16 protein-coding genes are annotated in these 20,453 nt (G+C 39.6%); 12 read left to right on the forward strand and 4 right to left on the reverse strand.

Annotated elements, in window-relative coordinates; all coding sequences use genetic code 11:
* Positions 1-5 precede the first annotated feature (5 nt).
* Positions 6-140 (reverse strand): 50S ribosomal protein L34, encoded by a 135-nt coding sequence (gene rpmH / locus AAEY62_RS15645; protein ID WP_004335215.1) that lies wholly within the window; start codon positions 138-140, stop codon positions 6-8.
* A gap of 518 nt (positions 141-658) precedes the next feature.
* Here rpmH and dnaA point away from each other — a divergent pair.
* The 9 genes from dnaA (at position 659) to AAEY62_RS15690 (ending at position 12,220) form a co-directional block, all read left to right on the forward strand.
* On the forward strand, positions 659-2,047 hold the full coding sequence (dnaA, locus tag AAEY62_RS15650; RefSeq protein ID WP_010555148.1) for a chromosomal replication initiator protein DnaA: 1,389 nt from the start codon (positions 659-661) through the stop codon (positions 2,045-2,047).
* Between the two features lie 13 nt (positions 2,048-2,060).
* On the forward strand, positions 2,061-3,164 hold the full coding sequence (gene dnaN / locus AAEY62_RS15655; protein ID WP_004335206.1) for a DNA polymerase III subunit beta: 1,104 nt from the start codon (positions 2,061-2,063) through the stop codon (positions 3,162-3,164).
* A gap of 15 nt (positions 3,165-3,179) precedes the next feature.
* Positions 3,180-4,274, forward strand: coding sequence for a DNA replication/repair protein RecF (recF, locus tag AAEY62_RS15660; RefSeq protein WP_008138030.1), 1,095 nt, complete (start codon positions 3,180-3,182; stop codon positions 4,272-4,274).
* 12 nt (positions 4,275-4,286) lie between these two features.
* Complete coding sequence (gene gyrB, locus AAEY62_RS15665) at positions 4,287-6,713, forward strand: DNA topoisomerase (ATP-hydrolyzing) subunit B (protein ID WP_008172005.1); 2,427 nt, start codon at positions 4,287-4,289, stop codon at positions 6,711-6,713.
* Between the two features lie 142 nt (positions 6,714-6,855).
* A complete protein-coding gene (gene glyQ / locus AAEY62_RS15670; RefSeq protein ID WP_007584197.1) occupies positions 6,856-7,758 on the forward strand; it encodes a glycine--tRNA ligase subunit alpha in 903 nt (300 codons plus the stop codon).
* Positions 7,759-7,760: 2 nt separating this feature from the next.
* On the forward strand, positions 7,761-9,830 hold the full coding sequence (gene glyS / locus AAEY62_RS15675) for a glycine--tRNA ligase subunit beta (RefSeq protein ID WP_350635307.1): 2,070 nt from the start codon (positions 7,761-7,763) through the stop codon (positions 9,828-9,830).
* A 74-nt stretch (positions 9,831-9,904) separates the two neighbouring features.
* Positions 9,905-10,354, forward strand: a complete 450-nt coding sequence (locus AAEY62_RS15680; protein ID WP_350635309.1) for an early set domain-containing protein — start codon at positions 9,905-9,907, stop codon at positions 10,352-10,354.
* A 148-nt stretch (positions 10,355-10,502) separates the two neighbouring features.
* Positions 10,503-11,624, forward strand: a complete 1,122-nt coding sequence (locus tag AAEY62_RS15685) for an AAA family ATPase (RefSeq protein WP_008138036.1) — start codon at positions 10,503-10,505, stop codon at positions 11,622-11,624.
* Entirely contained in the window at positions 11,618-12,220 is a 603-nt protein-coding gene (locus tag AAEY62_RS15690; protein ID WP_350635311.1) for a DUF4276 family protein, read from the forward strand. Before AAEY62_RS15685 ends, AAEY62_RS15690 begins: the two co-directional genes overlap by 7 nt.
* Before the next feature lie 12 nt (positions 12,221-12,232).
* Here the strand turns inward: AAEY62_RS15690 and tusA are convergent, their stop codons facing one another.
* The 3 genes from tusA to fadB all read right to left on the reverse strand — a co-directional run bounded on the left by tusA (position 12,233) and on the right by fadB (position 16,124).
* A complete protein-coding gene (tusA, locus tag AAEY62_RS15695) occupies positions 12,233-12,472 on the reverse strand; it encodes a sulfurtransferase TusA (RefSeq protein WP_007377644.1) in 240 nt (79 codons plus the stop codon).
* Between the two features lie 318 nt (positions 12,473-12,790).
* Positions 12,791-13,960 (reverse strand): acetyl-CoA C-acyltransferase FadA, encoded by a 1,170-nt coding sequence (fadA, locus tag AAEY62_RS15700; RefSeq protein ID WP_007584192.1) that lies wholly within the window; start codon positions 13,958-13,960, stop codon positions 12,791-12,793.
* A 4-nt stretch (positions 13,961-13,964) separates the two neighbouring features.
* Entirely contained in the window at positions 13,965-16,124 is a 2,160-nt protein-coding gene (gene fadB / locus AAEY62_RS15705; protein WP_024591283.1) for a fatty acid oxidation complex subunit alpha FadB, read from the reverse strand.
* A 192-nt stretch (positions 16,125-16,316) separates the two neighbouring features.
* Here fadB and AAEY62_RS15710 point away from each other — a divergent pair, with 192 nt between their 5' ends.
* The 3 genes from AAEY62_RS15710 to AAEY62_RS15720 all read left to right on the forward strand — a co-directional run bounded on the left by AAEY62_RS15710 (position 16,317) and on the right by AAEY62_RS15720 (position 20,378).
* Positions 16,317-18,203 (forward strand): transglycosylase SLT domain-containing protein, encoded by a 1,887-nt coding sequence (locus tag AAEY62_RS15710; RefSeq protein WP_350635313.1) that lies wholly within the window; start codon positions 16,317-16,319, stop codon positions 18,201-18,203.
* A gap of 149 nt (positions 18,204-18,352) precedes the next feature.
* Positions 18,353-19,675, forward strand: a complete 1,323-nt coding sequence (gene pepQ / locus AAEY62_RS15715; RefSeq protein ID WP_008171989.1) for a Xaa-Pro dipeptidase — start codon at positions 18,353-18,355, stop codon at positions 19,673-19,675.
* Positions 19,676-19,763: 88 nt separating this feature from the next.
* On the forward strand, positions 19,764-20,378 hold the full coding sequence (locus tag AAEY62_RS15720; RefSeq protein ID WP_007377640.1) for a YigZ family protein: 615 nt from the start codon (positions 19,764-19,766) through the stop codon (positions 20,376-20,378).
* The last annotated feature ends 75 nt before the right edge of the window (positions 20,379-20,453 follow it).

Genomic DNA, 20,453 nt, shown 5'->3' on the forward strand with positions numbered 1-20,453 from the left:
ATAAATTAAGCAGAAAGAACTTTGCGGCCTTTAGCGCGGCGACGTGCTAATACTTTACGGCCATTTACAGTTGCCATGCGAGCACGGAAGCCGTGTGCACGTTTGCGTTTTAAAACGCTAGGTTGAAAAGTTCTTTTCATAACAATCTCATCCGATCGGTTAAAGTTAAAACATCCTATACAGGTCGCGATCCTGGCATAGGTGCCATTGCGAGCGCGAGATATTATAGAGTAAGTAATGTAAAGTCAATCATAATTACGTTAAGGGTATATAACCCACCTACTACTATATAAGAGATCATATAAGGCGATCTGTTAGGATCATCATAAATAAGAAGTTTTCCACAGCCCCTGTATAAAAAGTGAATAAAAGCGGGGGAAAAGTAAATTGGATCGTAAATTTGGTTCGCGATCTTGATGTTATTTTGTTATGATCTCCTCTCAGGATCTAAAATAAAAACTGTTTTAAATCAGCTTGTTAATGATTTTATACATCGATATCAACAATTTTATAAAAATCAATCTTTTACTTGTGGATAAAGTGTCTTCATAATACGCGGTCTTGGGTCGCTTATTGGACCATTTGAACGCAATAAATGTATGATTTATAATCATTAATGATGTGCGGGAATAAAAATTATATCTCTGGGAGTTTAACTGTGTATCTGTCGGTTTGGCAAAGTTGTTTATATGTATTGCAAGATGAGCTGCCTTCGCAGCAATTCAGTATGTGGGTAAGACCGCTACAAGCAGAAAGTACCGAAGATACCTTGACGATTTATGCACCTAATCGCTTTGTGCTTGATTGGGTGAGAGAAAAGTACCTAAATAGAATTAACGAATTACTAGTAGAGATTTGTGGTGTTGAAGCACCAAAACTACGTTTTGATGTAGGTAGTAAACCTTTATTAAATGCACAAGCTGCACCGGTTATAGAAACTCAATCGGCACCAAGTGCACACGCTTCAGCAAAACAACAGCCTCGCGAGCAAAAGCCAGTTGTTGAACCTGCACCTAAGTCAGGTTACAAATCTAACATTAAAGAAAACTATACTTTTGATAGCTTTGTTGAAGGTAAATCAAACCAATTAGCAAAAGCTGCGGCCACACAGGTTGCCGACAATCCTGGCTCTGCTTTTAACCCTGTATTTATATACGGTGGCACTGGTTTAGGTAAAACTCACTTATTACATGCAGTAGGTAATGGCATTATGGCAAATAAGCCAGATGCTAAAATTGTTTACATGCATTCAGAACGCTTTGTTCAAGACATGGTAAAGGCACTTCAAAATAATGCGATAGAAGAATTTAAGCGTTATTACCGTAGTGTTGATGCATTAATGATTGATGATATTCAATTTTTTGCTAACAAAGAGCGTTCACAAGAAGAATTTTTTCATACCTTTAATGCATTGCTTGAAGGCAACCAACAAATTATTTTAACCTCTGACCGTTACCCTAAAGAGATTGAAGGCGTTGAAGACAGGCTAAAATCACGTTTTGGTTGGGGATTAACAATTGCGATTGAGCCACCAGAGCTTGAAACACGCGTTGCTATTTTAATGAAAAAAGCCCAGCAAAGTAAGATTAACTTACCACACGAAGTTGCTTTTTTTATTGCCAAAAAATTACGTTCAAATGTTCGTGAACTAGAGGGTGCACTTAACCGTGTAATCGCTAATGCGAACTTTACCGGTCGTCCTATTTCAATCGATTTTGTAAAAGAAGCGCTACGCGATTTACTTGCCTTGCAAGATAAACTGGTTACCATAGACAATATTCAGCGCACTGTTGCTGAGTACTATCGAATTCGTATATCAGACCTGTTATCTAAGCGCCGCAGCCGCTCTATAGCGAGGCCGCGCCAAGTAGCTATGGCGTTATCTAAAGAATTAACTAATCACAGCTTACCTGAGATTGGTGACGCATTTGGTGGACGCGATCATACGACCGTATTACATGCATGTCGTAAGATAAAATCACTACGTGACGAAAGCCACGAAATTAAAGAAGATTACCAAAACTTAATAAGAACATTGTCATCTTAGGGCTGACTTTATTATGCAAATAACAATATCAAGACAACAATTTTTAAAGCCATTGGTGCAAGTGTCGGGCGCAATAGAGCGCAAACACACGTTGCCAATTTTATCTAACGTTTTGTTAGTGGTAGAAAACGGACAACTTTCAATGACGGGTACTGACCTTGAAATTGAATTAGTTTCTGGCGTATTTGTAGGTGATGATATTGCCGATACAAAACTAACGTTACCCGCTAAAAAGTTACTCGATATTTGTAAAAGTCTACCAGATGGTTCAGACATTACTTTAAGCTTGCAAGAGCATCAATTACTTTTAACCAGTGGTAAAAGCCGTTTTTCATTAACGACTTTATCGGCTGATGATTTTCCTAATTTAGAGCAGTGGGACGGAGAGGTTGAATTTCAACTAACTCGTTTAGAGCTTCGTAAGTTACTCGAAAGCACGCATTTTTCGATGGCAAATCAAGACGTACGTTATTACTTAAATGGTATGTCGTTTGAAGTAGATAATACCGACATAAAAACAGTAGCAACAGATGGTCACCGTTTAGCTATAGCGCAAAAGCAATTAACGCAATCGCTTAATACGCAGCGCCAGCTAATTATACCTCGCAAAGGTGTGCAAGAAATTATGCGCCTTATGGTAGCTGACGATGAATTGGTAACAATTCAGTTTGGTGCTAACCATATCCGTATTATTGATATTGAGTTTACATTTACAAGTAAACTGGTTGATGGGCGTTTTCCAGATTACCGTCGTGTATTACCACGTGGTGGCGACAAAGTAATTACAGCTAACCGAGAATGGTTACGTAATGCGTTCCAACGAGTGTCTATTTTATCTAATGAAAAGTTTCGTGGCGTACGCTTAAACTTATCAAATGGTTTATTAAAAATTACGGCCAACAACCCAGAGCAAGAACAAGCTGAAGAAGTTGTTGAAGTAAGTTACGAAGGTGCTGACCTAGAAATAGGGTTTAACGTGTCTTACGTATTAGACGTACTAAACACATTAAAAACAGAAGACGTACTATTTACATTAGCCGACTCAAACAGCAGTGCATTAATTGAAGGTGCAGGCGATGAAGAAGCAATGTACGTTGTTATGCCTATGCGTTTATAAGACTATAAATACATAATGAGCTTAAGTCATTTGAGCCTCAAATATTTTCGTAATATTGAGGCGCTGACGCTAGAACCAGTTAACGGCGTTAATATAATATATGGTGAAAATGGCAGCGGAAAAACCAGCCTTTTAGAGGCTATCTATTACCTTTCTCACGGCAAATCTTTTCGTACTCCAAAACACAAAAGTATTATCGCGCATCAGCAAGAGCAGTTTGTAATTCACGGGCGCAAAACAATACACGACTTATCTATTCCAATTGGTATTAGTAAAACTCAAACGGGTGAAACTAATTTAAAAATTCAAGGTAAGGCGAGCCGTAAAATATCCGAACTAGCTCAACTCATGCCAGTGCAAATTATTACACCAGAGAGCTATTCTTTATTTTTTGGTGGGCCTAAAGAGCGCAGAAAGTTTTTAGATTTAGGTTTGTTCCACGTGGAACATGAGTTCTTTTTTTTATGGCAATCGTTTAATAAAGTACTTAAACAACGTAATGCATTGTTAAAAACTAAGCCCAAGAATTATTTTGACCAAATTAAGTTTTGGGACAAAGAATTTGTTAGACTGGCTGAAGAAATAAATAAATTAAGATTGGCGTATATAAGTAGGTTTAAGCAGCAGTTTTTTGATAAAATGTGTGCAGAATTAACGCTTGTACGTGATTTAGAAATGACCTTTAACGCAGGCTGGAAAGAGACCGAATCTCTTGCAGATGCGTTAGAGCAAAACTTTGAGCGAGATGCTCGCCAAGGATTTACAAGTAAAGGCCCTCATAAGGCCGATTTTAGTTTTAGTGTCGCTGGCAACAGTGTGGAGAATACATTCTCACGCGGTCAATTGAAGTTACTATTATATGCGTTAAAAGTTACGCAAAATAGCTTAATTGAGTCAGAGACAGATAAGCAATCTATATTGCTAATAGATGATCTACCTTCAGAGTTAGGCGAAGATACAAAAGAGAAAGTGGGACAATTACTTGCTCACTGCAGTTCTCAAATTTTTATCTCTTCAATTTTGTCTGAAAGTATTTCTGCTGTGGTGGAACCCATGCAACGAGAACTACAAATGTTCCACGTGAAACATGGCAACCTAATAACAAGATAAGTGGGATTAACCATGTCTGAGAATTATGACTCGTCGAGTATTAAAGTACTTAAAGGATTAGACGCAGTAAGAAAGCGTCCTGGAATGTATATTGGGGACACCGATGATGGCACAGGCTTACACCACATGGTGTTTGAGGTCGTTGATAACTCGATCGATGAAGCCTTAGCAGGTCATTGTGATGATATTTATGTAACGATTCACTTAGACGGTTCTGTCTCAGTACGAGATAACGGTCGTGGTATTCCAACTTCTATCCATGAAGAAGAAGGCGTATCAGCAGCCGAAGTTATTATGACGGTACTTCATGCCGGTGGTAAGTTTGATGATAACTCTTATAAAGTATCTGGTGGCTTACACGGTGTTGGTGTTTCTGTTGTAAATGCACTTTCAGAAAAGCTAAAACTTACAGTTCGCCGTGAAGGTAAACTTCATGAGCAGTTTTACACTATGGGTGTTCCAGATGCACCTTTAGCTGTTATTGGTGAATCAGACACGACTGGTACAGAACTGCGTTTTTGGCCAAGTGGTGAAACATTCACAAACTTAGATTTTCATTACGAAATTTTAGCTAAGCGTTTACGCGAGCTTTCATTCCTAAATTCAGGTGTGAGCATCATTTTAAATGATGAACGTGAAGAAAATAAATCTGACCACTTTAAATACGAAGGCGGTATTCAAGCTTTCGTTGAATACTTAAACCGTAATAAAACACCTATACATAAAGGTGTATTCCATTTTACTCACGAACGTGAAGAAGATGGTATTAGCGTTGAAGTATCAATGCAGTGGAATGATGCATACCAAGAAAATATTTACTGTTTCACAAATAATATTCCACAACGTGATGGTGGTACTCACTTAGCCGGTTTTAGATCAGCGCTAACACGTACACTTAATAACTACATGGAAAAAGAAGGCTTTAACAAAAAAGCTAAAACAACCAGCAATGCTACCGGTGATGATGCCCGTGAAGGCTTAACGGCTGTTGTTAGTGTTAAAGTTCCTGATCCTAAGTTCTCATCGCAAACTAAAGACAAGCTTGTTTCAAGTGAAGTTAAGTCTGCAGTTGAACAAGCAATGGCTGAAAAATTCACTGAGTTTTTATTAGAAAACCCAACTGATGCCAAAATTGTTGTAGGTAAGATTATTGATGCCTCACGTGCTCGTGAAGCGGCGCGTAAAGCCCGTGAAATGACACGTCGTAAAGGTGCAATGGACTTAGCAGGCTTACCTGGTAAGCTAGCTGATTGCCAAGAAAAAGATCCTGCCCAATCTGAACTATATATAGTGGAAGGGGACTCTGCTGGCGGATCAGCCAAGCAGGGACGTAATCGTAAAAACCAAGCTATTCTTCCGCTTAAAGGTAAAATCTTAAACGTAGAAAAAGCACGTTTTGATAAAATGTTATCTTCACAAGAAGTAGCAACACTAATTACTGCATTAGGGTGTGGTATTGGTCGTGACGAATATAACCCTGAGAAATTACGTTACCACCGTATCATCATCATGACCGATGCGGACGTGGATGGTTCTCACATTCGTACGTTACTATTAACATTCTTCTATCGCCAAATGCCTGAAATTGTAGAACGCGGCTATATTTACATTGCTCAACCACCACTTTATAAAGTGAAAAAAGGTAAGCAAGAGCGTTATATTAAAGATGACCCTGCATTAGTTGAATACCTAACATCGCTTGCTCTTAATGGTGCAGCGTTGTATGCAAGTACAGATGCACCAGCTCTTGAAGGTGAGGCACTAGAAGAAATCGTTCACGATTATCAAAACACAGTTAAAGTAATTGAGCGTTTAAAGCGTAAATACCCTAACACGGTAATGGAACGCTTAATTTATCAAACAGAATTGAAAACTGATGACCTTTCAGATGAAGCTAAAGTAATTGCTTGGACTAAAGTGTTGGTTGACGACCTGATTGCACGTGATGAAGATGCGACTATTTTCCATGCTGGTACAGAGCATGATGCTGAGCGTAATATGTATTACCCGGTTGTGAATATTCGTCAGCACGGTGTAGATAAAGCACACGTACTTCATTATGACTTTATTGCGTCACGTGACTACCAACGCATTGCTGTGACTGGTACTAACATCGCAAACATCCTTAGCGAAGGTGCATATATTCAACGTGGTGAGAAAACAAAACCTGTTGATAACTTTGTGGATGCTTTGGAATGGTTGATCACAGAATCGAAGCGCGGGATCTATATTCAACGCTATAAAGGACTGGGCGAAATGAACCCAAGCCAGCTTTGGGAGACCACAATGGATCCTAGTGCTCGCCGTATGTTACAAGTAACGATCGAAGATGCTGTTGGCGCGGATCAATTATTTGCGACCTTAATGGGTGACCAAGTAGAGCCTCGTCGTGAGTTTATTGAAAAGAACGCACTACGTGTAGTTAACTTAGACGTGTAAAAAATATTGCTTACATAGAAAAAGGAGCCTAATGGCTCCTTTTTTATTTTCTTCAATTACACAAACTGCTTAAAACCTGAGTGTACACACGGTATACTAAGGGTAATTTTCACGCTACTTCTTAGATAGTAAAAAGCCAAATATGCAAAAATATGACGTAAAAACCTTTCAAGGTTTGATCCTGGCTTTACAGGATTATTGGGCGCAGCAAGGCTGTGTCATTATTCAACCACTTGATATGGAAGTGGGCGCAGGGACATTTCACCCGCAAACTTTTTTAAAGTCTATTGGTCCAGAGCCAATGGCGAGTGCATACGTGCAACCGTGTCGTCGTCCTACCGATGGTCGCTACGGTGAAAATCCAAATCGCTTACAACACTACTACCAATTTCAGGTAGTTTTAAAGCCATCGCCAGATAATATCCAAGAGCTTTATTTAGGCTCTTTAGCGGCTATGGGTATCGATACACTAACTCACGAAGTTCGCTTTGTAGAAGACAACTGGGAATCACCTACGTTAGGTGCGTGGGGCCTAGGTTGGGAAATTTGGTTAAACGGCATGGAAGTAACGCAGTTTACCTACTTCCAACAAGTTGGTGGTATTGAGTGTTCACCAGTAACGGGTGAGATCACTTACGGCCTAGAGCGTTTAGCAATGTACATTCAAGGCGTAGATAGTATTTACGACTTAGTATGGGCAGACGGTCCACTAGGGCGCGTAACCTACGGCGACGTGTTCCATCAAAATGAAGTAGAGCAGTCTACTTACAATTTTGAACACGCAAACGTAGAAGACTTATTTGCTCAGTTTGATAAATGTGAAGCAGAGAGCCAAAAGTTAATTGAAGCAAACTTACCACTACCGGCTTACGAGCAAGTAATGAAAGCATCGCATGCATTTAACTTACTAGACGCACGCCATGCAATTTCGGTAACCGAACGTCAACGTTATATTTTACGCGTTCGTGCGTTATCAAAAGCGTGTGCACAAAGTTACTATGACAAACGCGAAGCGCTTGGTTTCCCGCTGTGTAAGGATAAGTAAGTATGTCAGCACAAAATTTATTAGTAGAAATTGGCACAGAAGAGTTGCCACCAAAAGCACTGCGTAAATTAGCAGAAGCGTTTGCTGCAAACTTAACTGCAGAGCTTGAAACACTAGAATTAGCACACCAAGGCGTAAGCTGGTATGCATCGCCTCGTCGTTTAGGTTTACAAGTAAAAGCGCTTGAAGCTAAGCAACAAGACAAAGAAGTTGAAAAACGCGGCCCAGCAACTAAAGCCGCATTTGACGGTGACGGTAACCCAACAAAAGCAGCAATGGGTTGGGCACGTGGTTGTGGTATTGAAGTAAAAGATGCACAAACACTCGAAACAGACAAAGGCGCATGGTTATTGCACATTGCTAAAGTAGCAGGGCAAGAAACTAAAACGCTAATGACAGGTGCAATTACTAAAGCGTTGGCTAAATTACCAATTCCTAAACCAATGCGTTGGGGCGCGAATAAAACACAATTTATTCGTCCTGTGCATACGGTAACTATTTTGTTTGGTGATGAGTTACTTGAAGGTGAGATCCTTGGTAAGAAAATAACTAACCAGCTTCAGGGTCATCGTTTTCATCACCCAGAAAAAATTAGCATAAACCATGCGGACGACGTTTTTGACGTACTTAAATCTGCTTACGTTATTGCCGATTACGAACAACGTAAAGCGCAAATTCGTACGCAAATAGAAGATGCTGCAAAAGCAGTTAATGCTGTTGTTGCTATGGATGAAGATCTACTAGAAGAAGTAACATCACTTGTAGAGTGGCCAGTTACTTTAACGGCAACATTTGAAGAAGCATTTTTAGATGTACCAGCCGAAGCGTTAATCTATACTATGAAAGACGATCAAAAATACTTTCCGTTATTAGATCAAAATGGCAAACTTTTAAATAAGTTTTTGTTTGTGTCTAACATAGAAAGTAAAGATCCAAGTGTGGTTATTTCTGGTAACGAAAAAGTAGTGCGCCCGCGTTTAGCCGATGCACAGTTCTTCTTTGAAACAGATAAAAAGAAAACACTAGAAAGCCGATTAGAATCGCTTGATAGCGTATTGTTCCAAAAGCAACTTGGTACGCTTAAAGATAAGTCTCAGCGTATTAGTGAGCTTGCAGGTTATATTGCTGAGCAATTAGGTGCTGATAAAGTGCTAGCACAGCGTGCAGGCTTATTAAGTAAAACTGACCTAATGACTGAAATGGTAATGGAATTTACCGACGTGCAAGGTGTAATGGGAATGCATTACGCTCGCCACGATGGTGAAGCCGAAGAGGTAGCCGTAGCGCAAAACGAGCAGTACATGCCACGCTTTGCAGGCGACAACTTACCTACAAACTTAATTAGCTGCGCAGTAGCGATTGCTGATAAGTTTGACACGCTGGTGGGTATTTTTGGTATAGGCCAAGCACCTAAAGGTGACAAAGACCCATTTGCTCTTCGTCGTGCTGCTATTGGTGCACTTCGCATTATGGTAGAAAAAGAGCTACCACTTGATATTTTAGACCTAGTAGCTAAATCGCAAACATTGTTTGGCGATAAGTTAACTAACTTAAATGTATCAACTGACGTATTTGAATTTATGCTAGGGCGCTTCCGTGCTTGGTATCAAGACGAAGGTATTGAAGTAGACGTAATTCAAGCAGTGCTTGCACGTCGTCCGACTAAACCTGTTGATTTTGATCGCCGTGTTAAAGCCGTAAGCCACTTCCGCACATTAGACGCAGCAGAAGCGCTTGCAGCAGCTAATAAGCGTGTAGGTAATATTCTGGCTAAAAACGACATTACCAGCCAAGGTAGTGTTGATGAGAGCTTATTAAGCGACGACGCTGAAAAAGTATTGGCATCACAAGTAGCAAAATTTGCCACTGACCTTGCACCACTTTACGCAGATGGAAACTACCAAGAAGCATTAAGTCAATTGGCAGGTATTCGCGAAAGTGTTGATAACTTTTTTGACAACGTAATGGTTATGGCCGACGATGAAGCAGTTAAGCAAAATCGTCTTGCGCTGCTAAGCCAGTTAAGCGGATTGTTTTTAGGTATTGCAGATATTTCTGTTTTACAAAAATAACACCGATTAGCAATTTTAAAAGCCAGCGTTTTGCTGGCTTTTTAGTTTTCACTGTATGCAAAGGAACCCCATTGATGATTTCTATGAAACGAATTTTAACCTTAGCAATTGCTGGTTTACTTACTGCCTGTACAAGCCAAATTTCGATTAACGATGTATTGCCACAGCAAGAGCTTGACCGCACAATTTACTTACGTGGCGACTTTACATTGTGGGATGCAGAACCCCTGTATCAGTTTGCGCCAGTTGGTCCAGCGCTTTATCAAGCACAAGTTAAATTTTCGACGCCTGGTAAAGTGTACGAATTTAAAATAGCTGATGCCGATTTTAGTGAAGGCTACAACTGTGGTTACAGCGATGCACAACCAGCAGGGCAAAGCCTAACACTCGGCCAACCAGCTATCGCAGACTGTAATACTATTTATAACTACTTTAGTTTCACACCAGCAATAAAAGGCACATACATAGTAAGTATTGATTACAGTGACTACGATAAGCCACAAGTAACGATAACTAAGAAGTAGAGCAAAGATAAATTGTAAGCTTAGCCTTTCATTTATAAGTTTCTAAGTGTAGTTAGTTTATTCATCTGTTAAAGTCTCTATAAAATATTAGTTCTAATTCGGAATTCGCTTTAGGTGTATATTCATACTTTGGTTAAGTTGGTAAGTTATGTCAGATTCAACTAATAATCACTTAGGTAAAGTGGTTGTTAAAGGGTTCAAATCAATAAAAAACTTTGAGCTAGAAATCAAACCGATCAATATATTGATTGGTGCGAATGGTTCAGGTAAATCAAATTTTATTTCCTTGTTTACTTTCTTGAGACACTTATCAGAAGGTAAACTACAAAATTATGTTCAAAAACATGGATCAGCAAGTGCTTTTTTTCATTTTGGGCCAAAGAAAACTAACGAAATAAGCATTGATATTGACGTTGGATATAATGGCTATCATGCAACATTTGGACACGGTATTAATGACGATACATTAATATTTAATACGGAATATTGTTCGATAAGAAGCTCTTCTAAAAGTTTTTCTATTCAAGGTACTAAAGGAGAAAGTGGCTTAGCACATAGCATAAAAGCTGATAGTCACCATGTGAAGAAATATACAAAATTATATCTAAATGATTGTCGTGTTTATCACTTTCACGACACTAGTGATACTGCAGGGTTCAAACAAGCCTGTGACCTTGATGCTGTAGACTATTTATATACAGATGCAAGCAATATTGCTGCATTTTTATATTATCTAAAGCATTCAACTTTAGAAGAATATAGTAATGCATATTTAGACATAGTTGAGGCTATACAAAATATAGCACCATATTTTCATGATTTTTATTTGGAGCCACGGGGGAGCGATAATTCAAAGCGCATCTTATTAAAATGGTTACATAAACAAAATGACGAACCATTTTCAGCAAATCAGTTATCAGATGGAACAATACGATTTATTTGTATGGCTACTTTATTCTTACAGCCTGAAACGCTAAGACCAAAAACTATTATCTTAGATGAACCTGAGCTTGGGTTACACCCTGCGGCATTAGATGAGTTAGCAGAAATAGTAAAAGTAACGTCAAAGGATAATCAAGTTATCTGTTCAACGCAGTCGGTAACTTTTGCGAATAAGTTTAACCCTGATGACTTCATTGTAGTCGATCAAAATGAAGGTAAATCTGAATTTAAGAGAGTTTCTACAGATGAGTTATCAGAATGGCTAGATGATTTTTCAATGGGAGATATTTGGTCTAAAAATCTTATCGGGGGCCGTCCAGAATGGTAAGAATAGGAATTTCAGTTGAAGGGCAAACAGAAGAGATATTCGTTAAAAAAGTTTTAGCACCTTATCTAGCTCAAAAAAACTTGTTTATGACCCCAATATGTATGCAAGGTGATGTAAATATAGATAAGGTACGTAGCGAACTGAAAAAAATAGCTAATAATTTTGATTATGTAACTACTTTTTATGATTTCTATGGATTTAAAAATAAAGTAGTAGGCGAAACTAAGCACTCATTAGAAATGCGTATTTTGAATGCTGTAGGCGAAAATATTAGAGGTCGATTGATACCTTTTGTGCAAATGTATGAGTTTGAAGGTATATTATTTTCATGCCCAAAAAGTTTTGCATTAATAATGAGACAAGCAAACCTTAAAGAGTGGGCAGATGGTTTATTACAGGAGTTTAGGGGTGATCCTGAAAAGATAAATAATTCGCCGCAGACTGCACCATCAAAAAGAATTATGTCTGTTGTTCGGTACAGAAAAACAACACATGGCCCTCGTATTGCTGAGGCTATTGGAGTAGAAACAATACGAAATAAATGTTCGGGTTTTAATGAGTGGCTTCATAAAATAGAGAAAATTAACGATAAGTAGCCATAAAATAATTTAAAGCCCTTTCTTTACCACATACCTATACGGTGCTTCTTCTGCATCTTTAGCCACCAGCGTGTGATCCATAAACGTACAAAAACTCGGAATATCGCGAGTTGTTGATGGGTCATCAGCAGTTATCAATAAAGTTTCACCATCACTCATTTTACGAATAGCAGCACGTACCATCATTACTGGCTCTGGGCAGCGAAGGCCTATGGCATCTAATTGGTGATCGGGATTATCAAAGCTCATAATAAATTGACCTGTTTAATTAAAGTGATTGCTGCGTACGCGAGTGCTTAGGTATAGCAATTAATAAGTTTGGGAGTTTAACGCAATTTTAAGTGTAATTTAACTATTTTACTTATCTTAATATGCCCATTTTATTTGAAACTTTATTGCTGCAAAACACGTTATTTAATAATACGCCCGATCACATAATTCCGTAGTACTACATACTGGTGTTATAGCTGATAATTTTCACTTAATTAAAGCTAATAAAAAAGGCGAACTGAATAAAATCAGTCCGCCTTTTTAATCACCAAGATGGTTTTACATGTTTAAAACTAATTAGTCTTGAACACGTTCAAATACAGTGGCAATGCCTTGGCCTAAACCAATACACATAGTTGCTAAACCGTATCGTACATTTTTGTCTTCCATTAAGTGAATAAGCGATGTGCTAATACGCGAACCCGAACAACCCAGAGGGTGACCAAGTGCGATTGCGCCGCCATTTAAATTCACTTTTTCGTCAACAACATCCATTAACCCTAAATCTTTCATTACAGGTAATGATTGTGCTGCAAAGGCTTCGTTAAGTTCTACTACGCCTAGGTCATCAATTGTAATACCGGCTTGAGCAAGTGCTTTTTTACTTGCTGGTACTGGGCCGTAACCCATAATTGATGGATCGCAACCAGCGACTGCCATTGCTTTAATGCGCGCACGAATTGGTAAGCCAAGTTCTTTTGCTTTTTCTTCGCTCATTACTAACATTGCAGATGCGCCGTCAGAAAGTGCAGAAGACGTACCGGCTGTTACCGTGCCCGATGCAGGATTAAATACAGGGCGAAGCTTTGATAGGCCTTCTACTGTTGTTTCTGGGCGAATTACTTCGTCGTCTTCAACTAATATAAGAGAACCATCTGCTGCGTGACCTTCCATTGCTAAAATTTCGCGACGGAAACGGCCTTCAACAGTTGCAGCTTGTGCACGTTGATGTGAGCGATAAGCAAATTCATCTTGTTGCTCACGGCTAATGCCATGAAGTGTTGCAAGGTATTCTGCTGTTAAACCCATTGAGCCCGATGCTTGTGCAATCGTTGTTGCAAGGCCAGGGTGAAAGTCGTTGCCGTGAGTCATAGGTACGTGACCCATGTGCTCAACACCACCAATTAGGTAAGTGTCGCCAGCGCCTGTCATTATTGCGCGTGCAGCGTCATGCAATGCTTGCATTGACGATCCACATAAACGGTTAACCGTTACAGCAGGTACGCTGTGTGGGATACCGGCAAGTAATGCTGCGTTACGTGCTACGTTAAAGCCTTGCTCTAATGTTTGCTGTACACAACCCCAATAAATATCGTCAATTGATGCTGGATCAACTGCTGGGTTGCGATCAAGTAAGCCTTTCATTAAATGTGCGCTTAAGTCTTCAGCACGTTTATGTTTGAATACACCACTTTTAGAGCGACCCATTGGTGTGCGGATACAATCTACAATTACTGGATTATTCATGATATTAACCTTCCACCTTATAGAAAACACGACCTTCTTCGGCCCACTTGCGAGTTTGCTCAGATACTTGGTAAATCGCACCTAGGTGAGCGTATTTGTCTGCTGCTGCAACAAAGTTAGCTAAACCAGTTTGATCTAAGTAACGGAACGCGCCGCCTCTAAATGGAGGGAAACCAACACCGTAAACTAATGCCATATCTGCTTCTTGCGGTGAGGCAACTATGCCTTCTTGCAAACACAGTAGCACTTCGTTAATCATTGGAATCATACAACGGTCGATGATTTCTTGTTTATCAAATTCTTTTGGTGCGTCTGTAATTGGGCTTAGTAGCTCAACTGCTGTCTCGTCATGAGACTTTTTAAGACGACCGCGACGATCTGTTTCGTATTTGTAAAAACCGGCTTTGTTCTTTTGACCAAAACGTTTTTCGTTGGCAAAAATAGTCACAGGGTCTTTATCAGCACGCGCCATACGCTCAGGGAAACCGTCAGCCATTACGCCAGTACAATGGAATGCTGTATCAATACCTACAACATCAAGTAAGTAAGCCGGACCCATAGGCCAGCCAAATACGTTTTCCATTACTTTATCTACTTTTGCAAAGTTAGCGCCTTCAACCACTAATTTGCTAAAACCTGCAAAGTAAGGGAATAAAACACGGTTTACAAAAAAGCCTGGGCAATCGTTAACAACAATTGGCGATTTACCTAATTTAAGTGCGTAATCAACTACTGCATTAATTGTTTTATCTGAGGTTTTTGCGCCACGGATAATTTCTACTAATGGCATTTTTGGCACAGGGTTGAAAAAGTGCATACCACAGAAGTTTTCTGGCTTATCTAGCGCTTGTGCTAGTAAATCAATACAAATAGTTGATGTGTTTGAAGTAAGTACCGTACCTTCTGGCATGGTCTTTTCAAGATCAGCGAGTACTGCTTGCTTAACTTTAGGGTTTTCTACAACGGCTTCAACAATAATGTTGGCACTTTGTAGGTCTGACGCGTTAAGTGTTGGCTTAATTTTGCTAAGTGTTGCCAACATTTTTTCCATTGGCATGTGGCCACGCTTAACTTTTGCGCCTAATAACTTAGACGCTTCACCCATACCTAAATCAAGCGCATCTTGTTGGATGTCTTTCATTATAATAGGTGTGCCTTTATAAGCAGACTGGTATGCAATACCGCCACCCATAATACCAGCCCCTAATACAGCGGCTTGTTTAATTTCTACATCGCTTTGTTTAGCAAATTTACGTGCTTTACCTTTAATGTATTGGTCAGCTAGGAATATACCTGTCTGTGCAGCTGCTTCTGGTGTACGTGCTAATTTAGCAAAGTTAGCATTTTCGATTGCCATTGCTTCATCGCGAGTACAGTTTGCCGCTGCTTTAATAGTACGTACAGCCATAACCGGTGCAGGATAGTGGCCTTTGGTTTTACCCATTACCATACCTTCTGCCATAGCAAAGCTCATGCCTTGCTCAACACGGTTTAATTTAAGTGGCTGTAGTTTTACGTTACGTTTTGCTTGCCAATCTAGCTTGCCAGAAATCGCTAGCTCAAGTGTTGATACACTTGACTCTAAAAGTTTGTCAGCACTAACTACCGCGTCAAACGCACCTACTTTAAGGGCATCTGCTGCGCGGTTTTCTGCGCCTGAGGTAATCCACATCATCGCGTTATCGGCGCCAATGATACGTGGTAAGCGCACTGTGCCACCAAACCCTGGCATTATGCCAAGTTTAACTTCTGGTAGGCCCATTTTAGCTGTTTCGCTTGCCACGCGATAATCGGTAGCAAGTGCCCACTCACAACCACCGCCAAGTGCCATACCGTTTATAGCGCTTAGAGTTGGGAATGGTAAATCTTCGATTGCATCAAAAACGTCGGTTGCGTTTTTGATCCACACTACTAATTCTTCTTCAGGTTTAGTAAATGTAGGTAAAAATTCGAAGATATCGGCACCAATAATAAAGTGGTCTTTATCACTGGTAAAAATCATGCCTTTGATATCAGTATTGGCAGCTAATTCTTTTAATGCTGCTGCGCAATCTGAAAGAGTTTTTTGAGATAATGTGTTTACAGAACCTGCAACACAAAACTTAAACTCGGCGATGTTTTCCTTTAGGAAGCTAACTTCAAAGGAATCGCTTTTATATAACATTATTATTCTCCCTAGTTGACGAACTAAGACTGGTACGATGAGTTTGCATTTCAATCAGTGTGCTTGCTTTAAATTAAAAATGCAACGAAAAATTTAACTCGGTTACAATCGACTGGTTAAAATATAGCTGGTTTGGTGCTAAGGTGGTTGAAAAGTTTTTATTCACTACTTTAATTTTTATTAAAGGACATTATGAAAAAATATTTACTAAGTGTTGCGGCAGCTGCATTCATTTTCCCTCTTCACTCTGCCGAGGCAAGTATCGATAACGATGCCTTTTTAGATGCCGAAAAAAAAGTAAGGTATGGAAGTTACCAAGACTTTAAACAAGCGGTTAGTAACCTAAATCATCCGTTAAAACCGTATGTTGAAAAAACATATTGGCAACGTCACCCGAGTATTAAGCATCAGGCAGAGATAGAAGACTATTTAAATATATATCAGCATACACCGCTTGAGTGGCCTGTGCGCAAAGCGTGGTTGGAGTATTTAAAAGAGAACAATGAAAAAGCGGCGTACATACGCAACTACCGTGAAACTTCTAATACTGGGCTTACCTGTACTTATTTAGATTTTCAGCTCGACTTGGGCGCGCCTGAAAAGGCGATTCTAAATCAGGTGACCGACTTATGGGCCGTTGGTAAATCGCAACCTAATGGCTGTGATAGTTTGTTTTCTACGTGGCGTAAAAAAGGCTACATGGAAGAAGAAACGGTTTGGAAGCGTGTAACACTTGCTGCACAAGGCGGGACGCAAAGCTTATTACCTTACTTAAAAACTTTATTGCCAAGTAAGGATCGTTACTTAGCTGATTTATATCTAAAAGTGCGAAAAGATCCAAGCACGGCAGCTGGATTATATCGATATAAAAATAAGTCGGCTAAAGAAGGCCAAATAGCAATTTATGGTGTTAAGCGTTTGGTTTGGCGCGATAAAGAGCTTGCTTTAAAAGCATGGGAAAAACTAGAAAAAATATTTAAGTATAGTGATGAAGATAAAGCTGACGTGTATTACACCTTTGCGTTGTCACTTGCTTCAAGCGGGCATAAGCAAGCGAGCTTTTGGCTAAATAAAGTGCCGAAAGAGCGATTAGACAGCAAGCTTATTCAATGGCAACTGGGCAATATGCTCAAAACCCAAGATTGGGAAGGGATTGCTGCGTTTTTTACAGGTAAAGAGGATTTAAGCCTTGGCCAGCAATATTGGTTAGCTTATAGCTATGCTAAACGTGGCGAGCAGCAAAAAGCAGACGATATTTGGAAAAAAGTAGCGGCTAATCGTGATTATTACGGCTTTTTAGCAGCAGCACGTTTAGGTTTGCCCGTTGATTTAAATAATCAACCTTTAGCAGTCGATAAGGTACTTGTAGATAAAGTAAGTAATGCCCCCGGCTTTAAGCGTGCAAAAGCACTTTATGATATTGAGCGCTTTACGTCGGCGCGCCGTGAGTGGAATTATTTAACGGATACGTCTAGCGATGAAGAAAAGCTAGCAGCATCACAACTATCTACCGATTTAGGTTGGCACGACAGTACTATTTTTACTTTAGCAAAAATTAAAGCGTGGGATAACGTAGAGCAACGTTTTCCGTTTGCGTTTCAAGATGTTTTTGAGCGCTACAGTAAACGTAGCAAGATAGATGTTGCCTGGAGTATTGCTATTGCAAGGCGCGAAAGCTCTTTTGCGCCAGATGCACGCTCGCATGCTAATGCGCGTGGTTTAATGCAGTTATTACCTAGTACTGCTGAGTATGTAAATAAAGGCAGTGTGACAAGTAGTCGTTTATATCAACCTAAAACAAATATTAGGTTAGGTACTAGTTACTTACAATACTTAAAAAAGAAAAACCATGGCAATGAAGTGCTGGCAACAGCTTCTTATAATGCAGGATATCATCGTATAAAGCGTTGGTTACCTGATGACGCTATTCCGGCTGAGTTATGGGTAGAGCTTATTCCGTATCGCGAAACCCGCGATTACGTAAAAAATGTATTTGCGTACAGGCAGGTTTACCATACAAGAATGGGCCGAGAAGGTAATGTATTAGCGCCGCTACTCGAAATGAAAATGGGCGGTTGAATATATGATACCAATCGACCAATAACTTAACACGATTGGTATAGGTATTAATAAGGGGGATGTTTACATGTTAAATATCCCCCTTTTTTGAGCGCTTAGTGTTTAAGTGGTAGACTCAGAGCAAGTTAAATTTAACAGATGGATTAACAATGGATAAATTAGCCGTTTTATACGCCGAACATATTGCAACACTTCAACAGCGTACTCGTACAATTTGTAATAGCGAAGGGTTAGAAGGATTAGTAATTCATTCAGGCCAAGCTAAGCGCCAGTTTTTAGATGATATGTATTATCCATTTAAAGTTAATCCACAGTTTAAAGCGTGGTTACCGGTTATTGACAATCCTCATTGCTGGATTGTGGTAAATGGCAGCGACAAACCAAAACTAATATTTTATCGTCCAGTAGATTTTTGGCATAAAGTACCAGACGAGCCTCGCGACTTTTGGGCTGAGTACTTTGATATAGAGCTATTACTTCAGCCTGATCAAGTTGAAAAGTTATTACCATACGATAAAGCTAAATACGCTTACATGGGCGAATATATTGAAGTAGCGCAAGCACTTGGTTTTAGTATTATGAACCCTGAGCCTGTACTTAACTATTTTCATTACCACCGCGCTTATAAAACGCAGTACGAACTTGAATGTTTACGCAACGCTAACCGCATTGCAGTAGATGGGCATAAAGCTGCACGCGACACATTCTTTAATGGTGGTAGCGAGTTCGATATTCAGCAAGCGTACTTAATGGCAACACGTCAAAGCGAAAATGAAATGCCGTACGGCAACATTGTTGCGCTTAACGAAAACTGCGCTATTTTGCATTACACCCACTTTGATCCAAAAGCGCCACACACTCATAACTCATTTTTAATTGATGCTGGTGCAAACTTTAATGGTTATGCCGCTGATATTACTCGTACGTATGATTTTAAAAAGCAGGGTGAGTTTGCTGAGCTTGTACAAGCTATGACAGTTCAACAAATAGAGTTAGGTAAAGGTTTAAAGCCGGGTATGCTTTATGGTGACTTACACGTTGAGTGCCATAACCGTATTGCACAAATACTCAGTGACTTTAAAATTGTTAACCTACCCGCTGAGGAAATTGTTGAGCGTAAAATTACCTCTACTTTCTTCCCGCATGGACTAGGGCATCACCTAGGTTTACAAGTGCATGATATGGGTGGTTTTATGAGTGACGAAAAGGGCACACATCAGCCATCGCCTGAAGGGCATCCGTTCTTGCGTTGTACTCGCCTGATTGAAAAAAACCAAGTATTTACTATTGAGCCAGGTTTATATTTTATTGATTCACTGCTTGGTGATTTAGCGCAAACCGATAATAAGCAGTTTATTAATTGGGAAAAGATTGAGTCATTTAAACCATTTGGCGGTATTCGTATTGAAGATAACATTATTGTTCACGAAGATAGCTTAGAGAATATGACACGAGATTTAGCGCTCGATTAATTCTAGTTAACACTAATTAGTTTATACACGTTAAAATACGTACATTATTTAAAGGGGCCTTTTGGCCCCCTTTTTACAAGTTTAAAATATGTCTGAATATAAATATCCCGCTGCTGACGTTTTTCATCAAGAAGAAATTAAAAAAAGTACGTTTATAGTTCACATTGCACATACCCCCGATTTAAATTCAGCTAAAGCATTTATTAAAAGCATTGAAGAAAAGTATAGCGATGCGCGTCATAACTGCTGGGCACATGTGGCAGGCAACCCCGGTGGCAGCCATGTTTATGGTTTTTCGGACGATGGTGAACCAAATGGCACTGCAGGAAAGCCTATGTTAAATGTGCTGGTGGGTTCAGGCCTTGGCGAAATCACAGCTGTTGTTACACGTTACTTTGGCGGCATAAAATTAGGCACGGGCGGGTTAGTACGTGCTTATGGTGGCTCATTAAATAATGCATTAGTAAAATTGCAAACGGTACTTAAAGTTCCCAGTGTTGAAATTACTGGGAGTAGTGAGTACAGCATGCAAGGCGCGATTGAGCAGTTATTAAAAACAAAGTATCAAGTGCTTAATATTGATAAGCAATTTACTGCTAATATTGAATGGGTGATTACAATAGATAGCCGCGAAGCTCAGCAAGCAATCAAAGATATTTTTGATTTAAGTCACGGCGCAGTTGAGTTAACTATTAAAGAGTAATAACCTACACAAATTGCATGTAATGCATACTGACCCTATTTAATTTGGTTGATACTACTCAGCCTGAATTTACTA

The organism is Pseudoalteromonas sp. GW168-MNA-CIBAN-0100 (assembly GCF_040309225.1).
Lineage (GTDB): Bacteria > Pseudomonadota > Gammaproteobacteria > Enterobacterales > Alteromonadaceae > Pseudoalteromonas > Pseudoalteromonas arctica.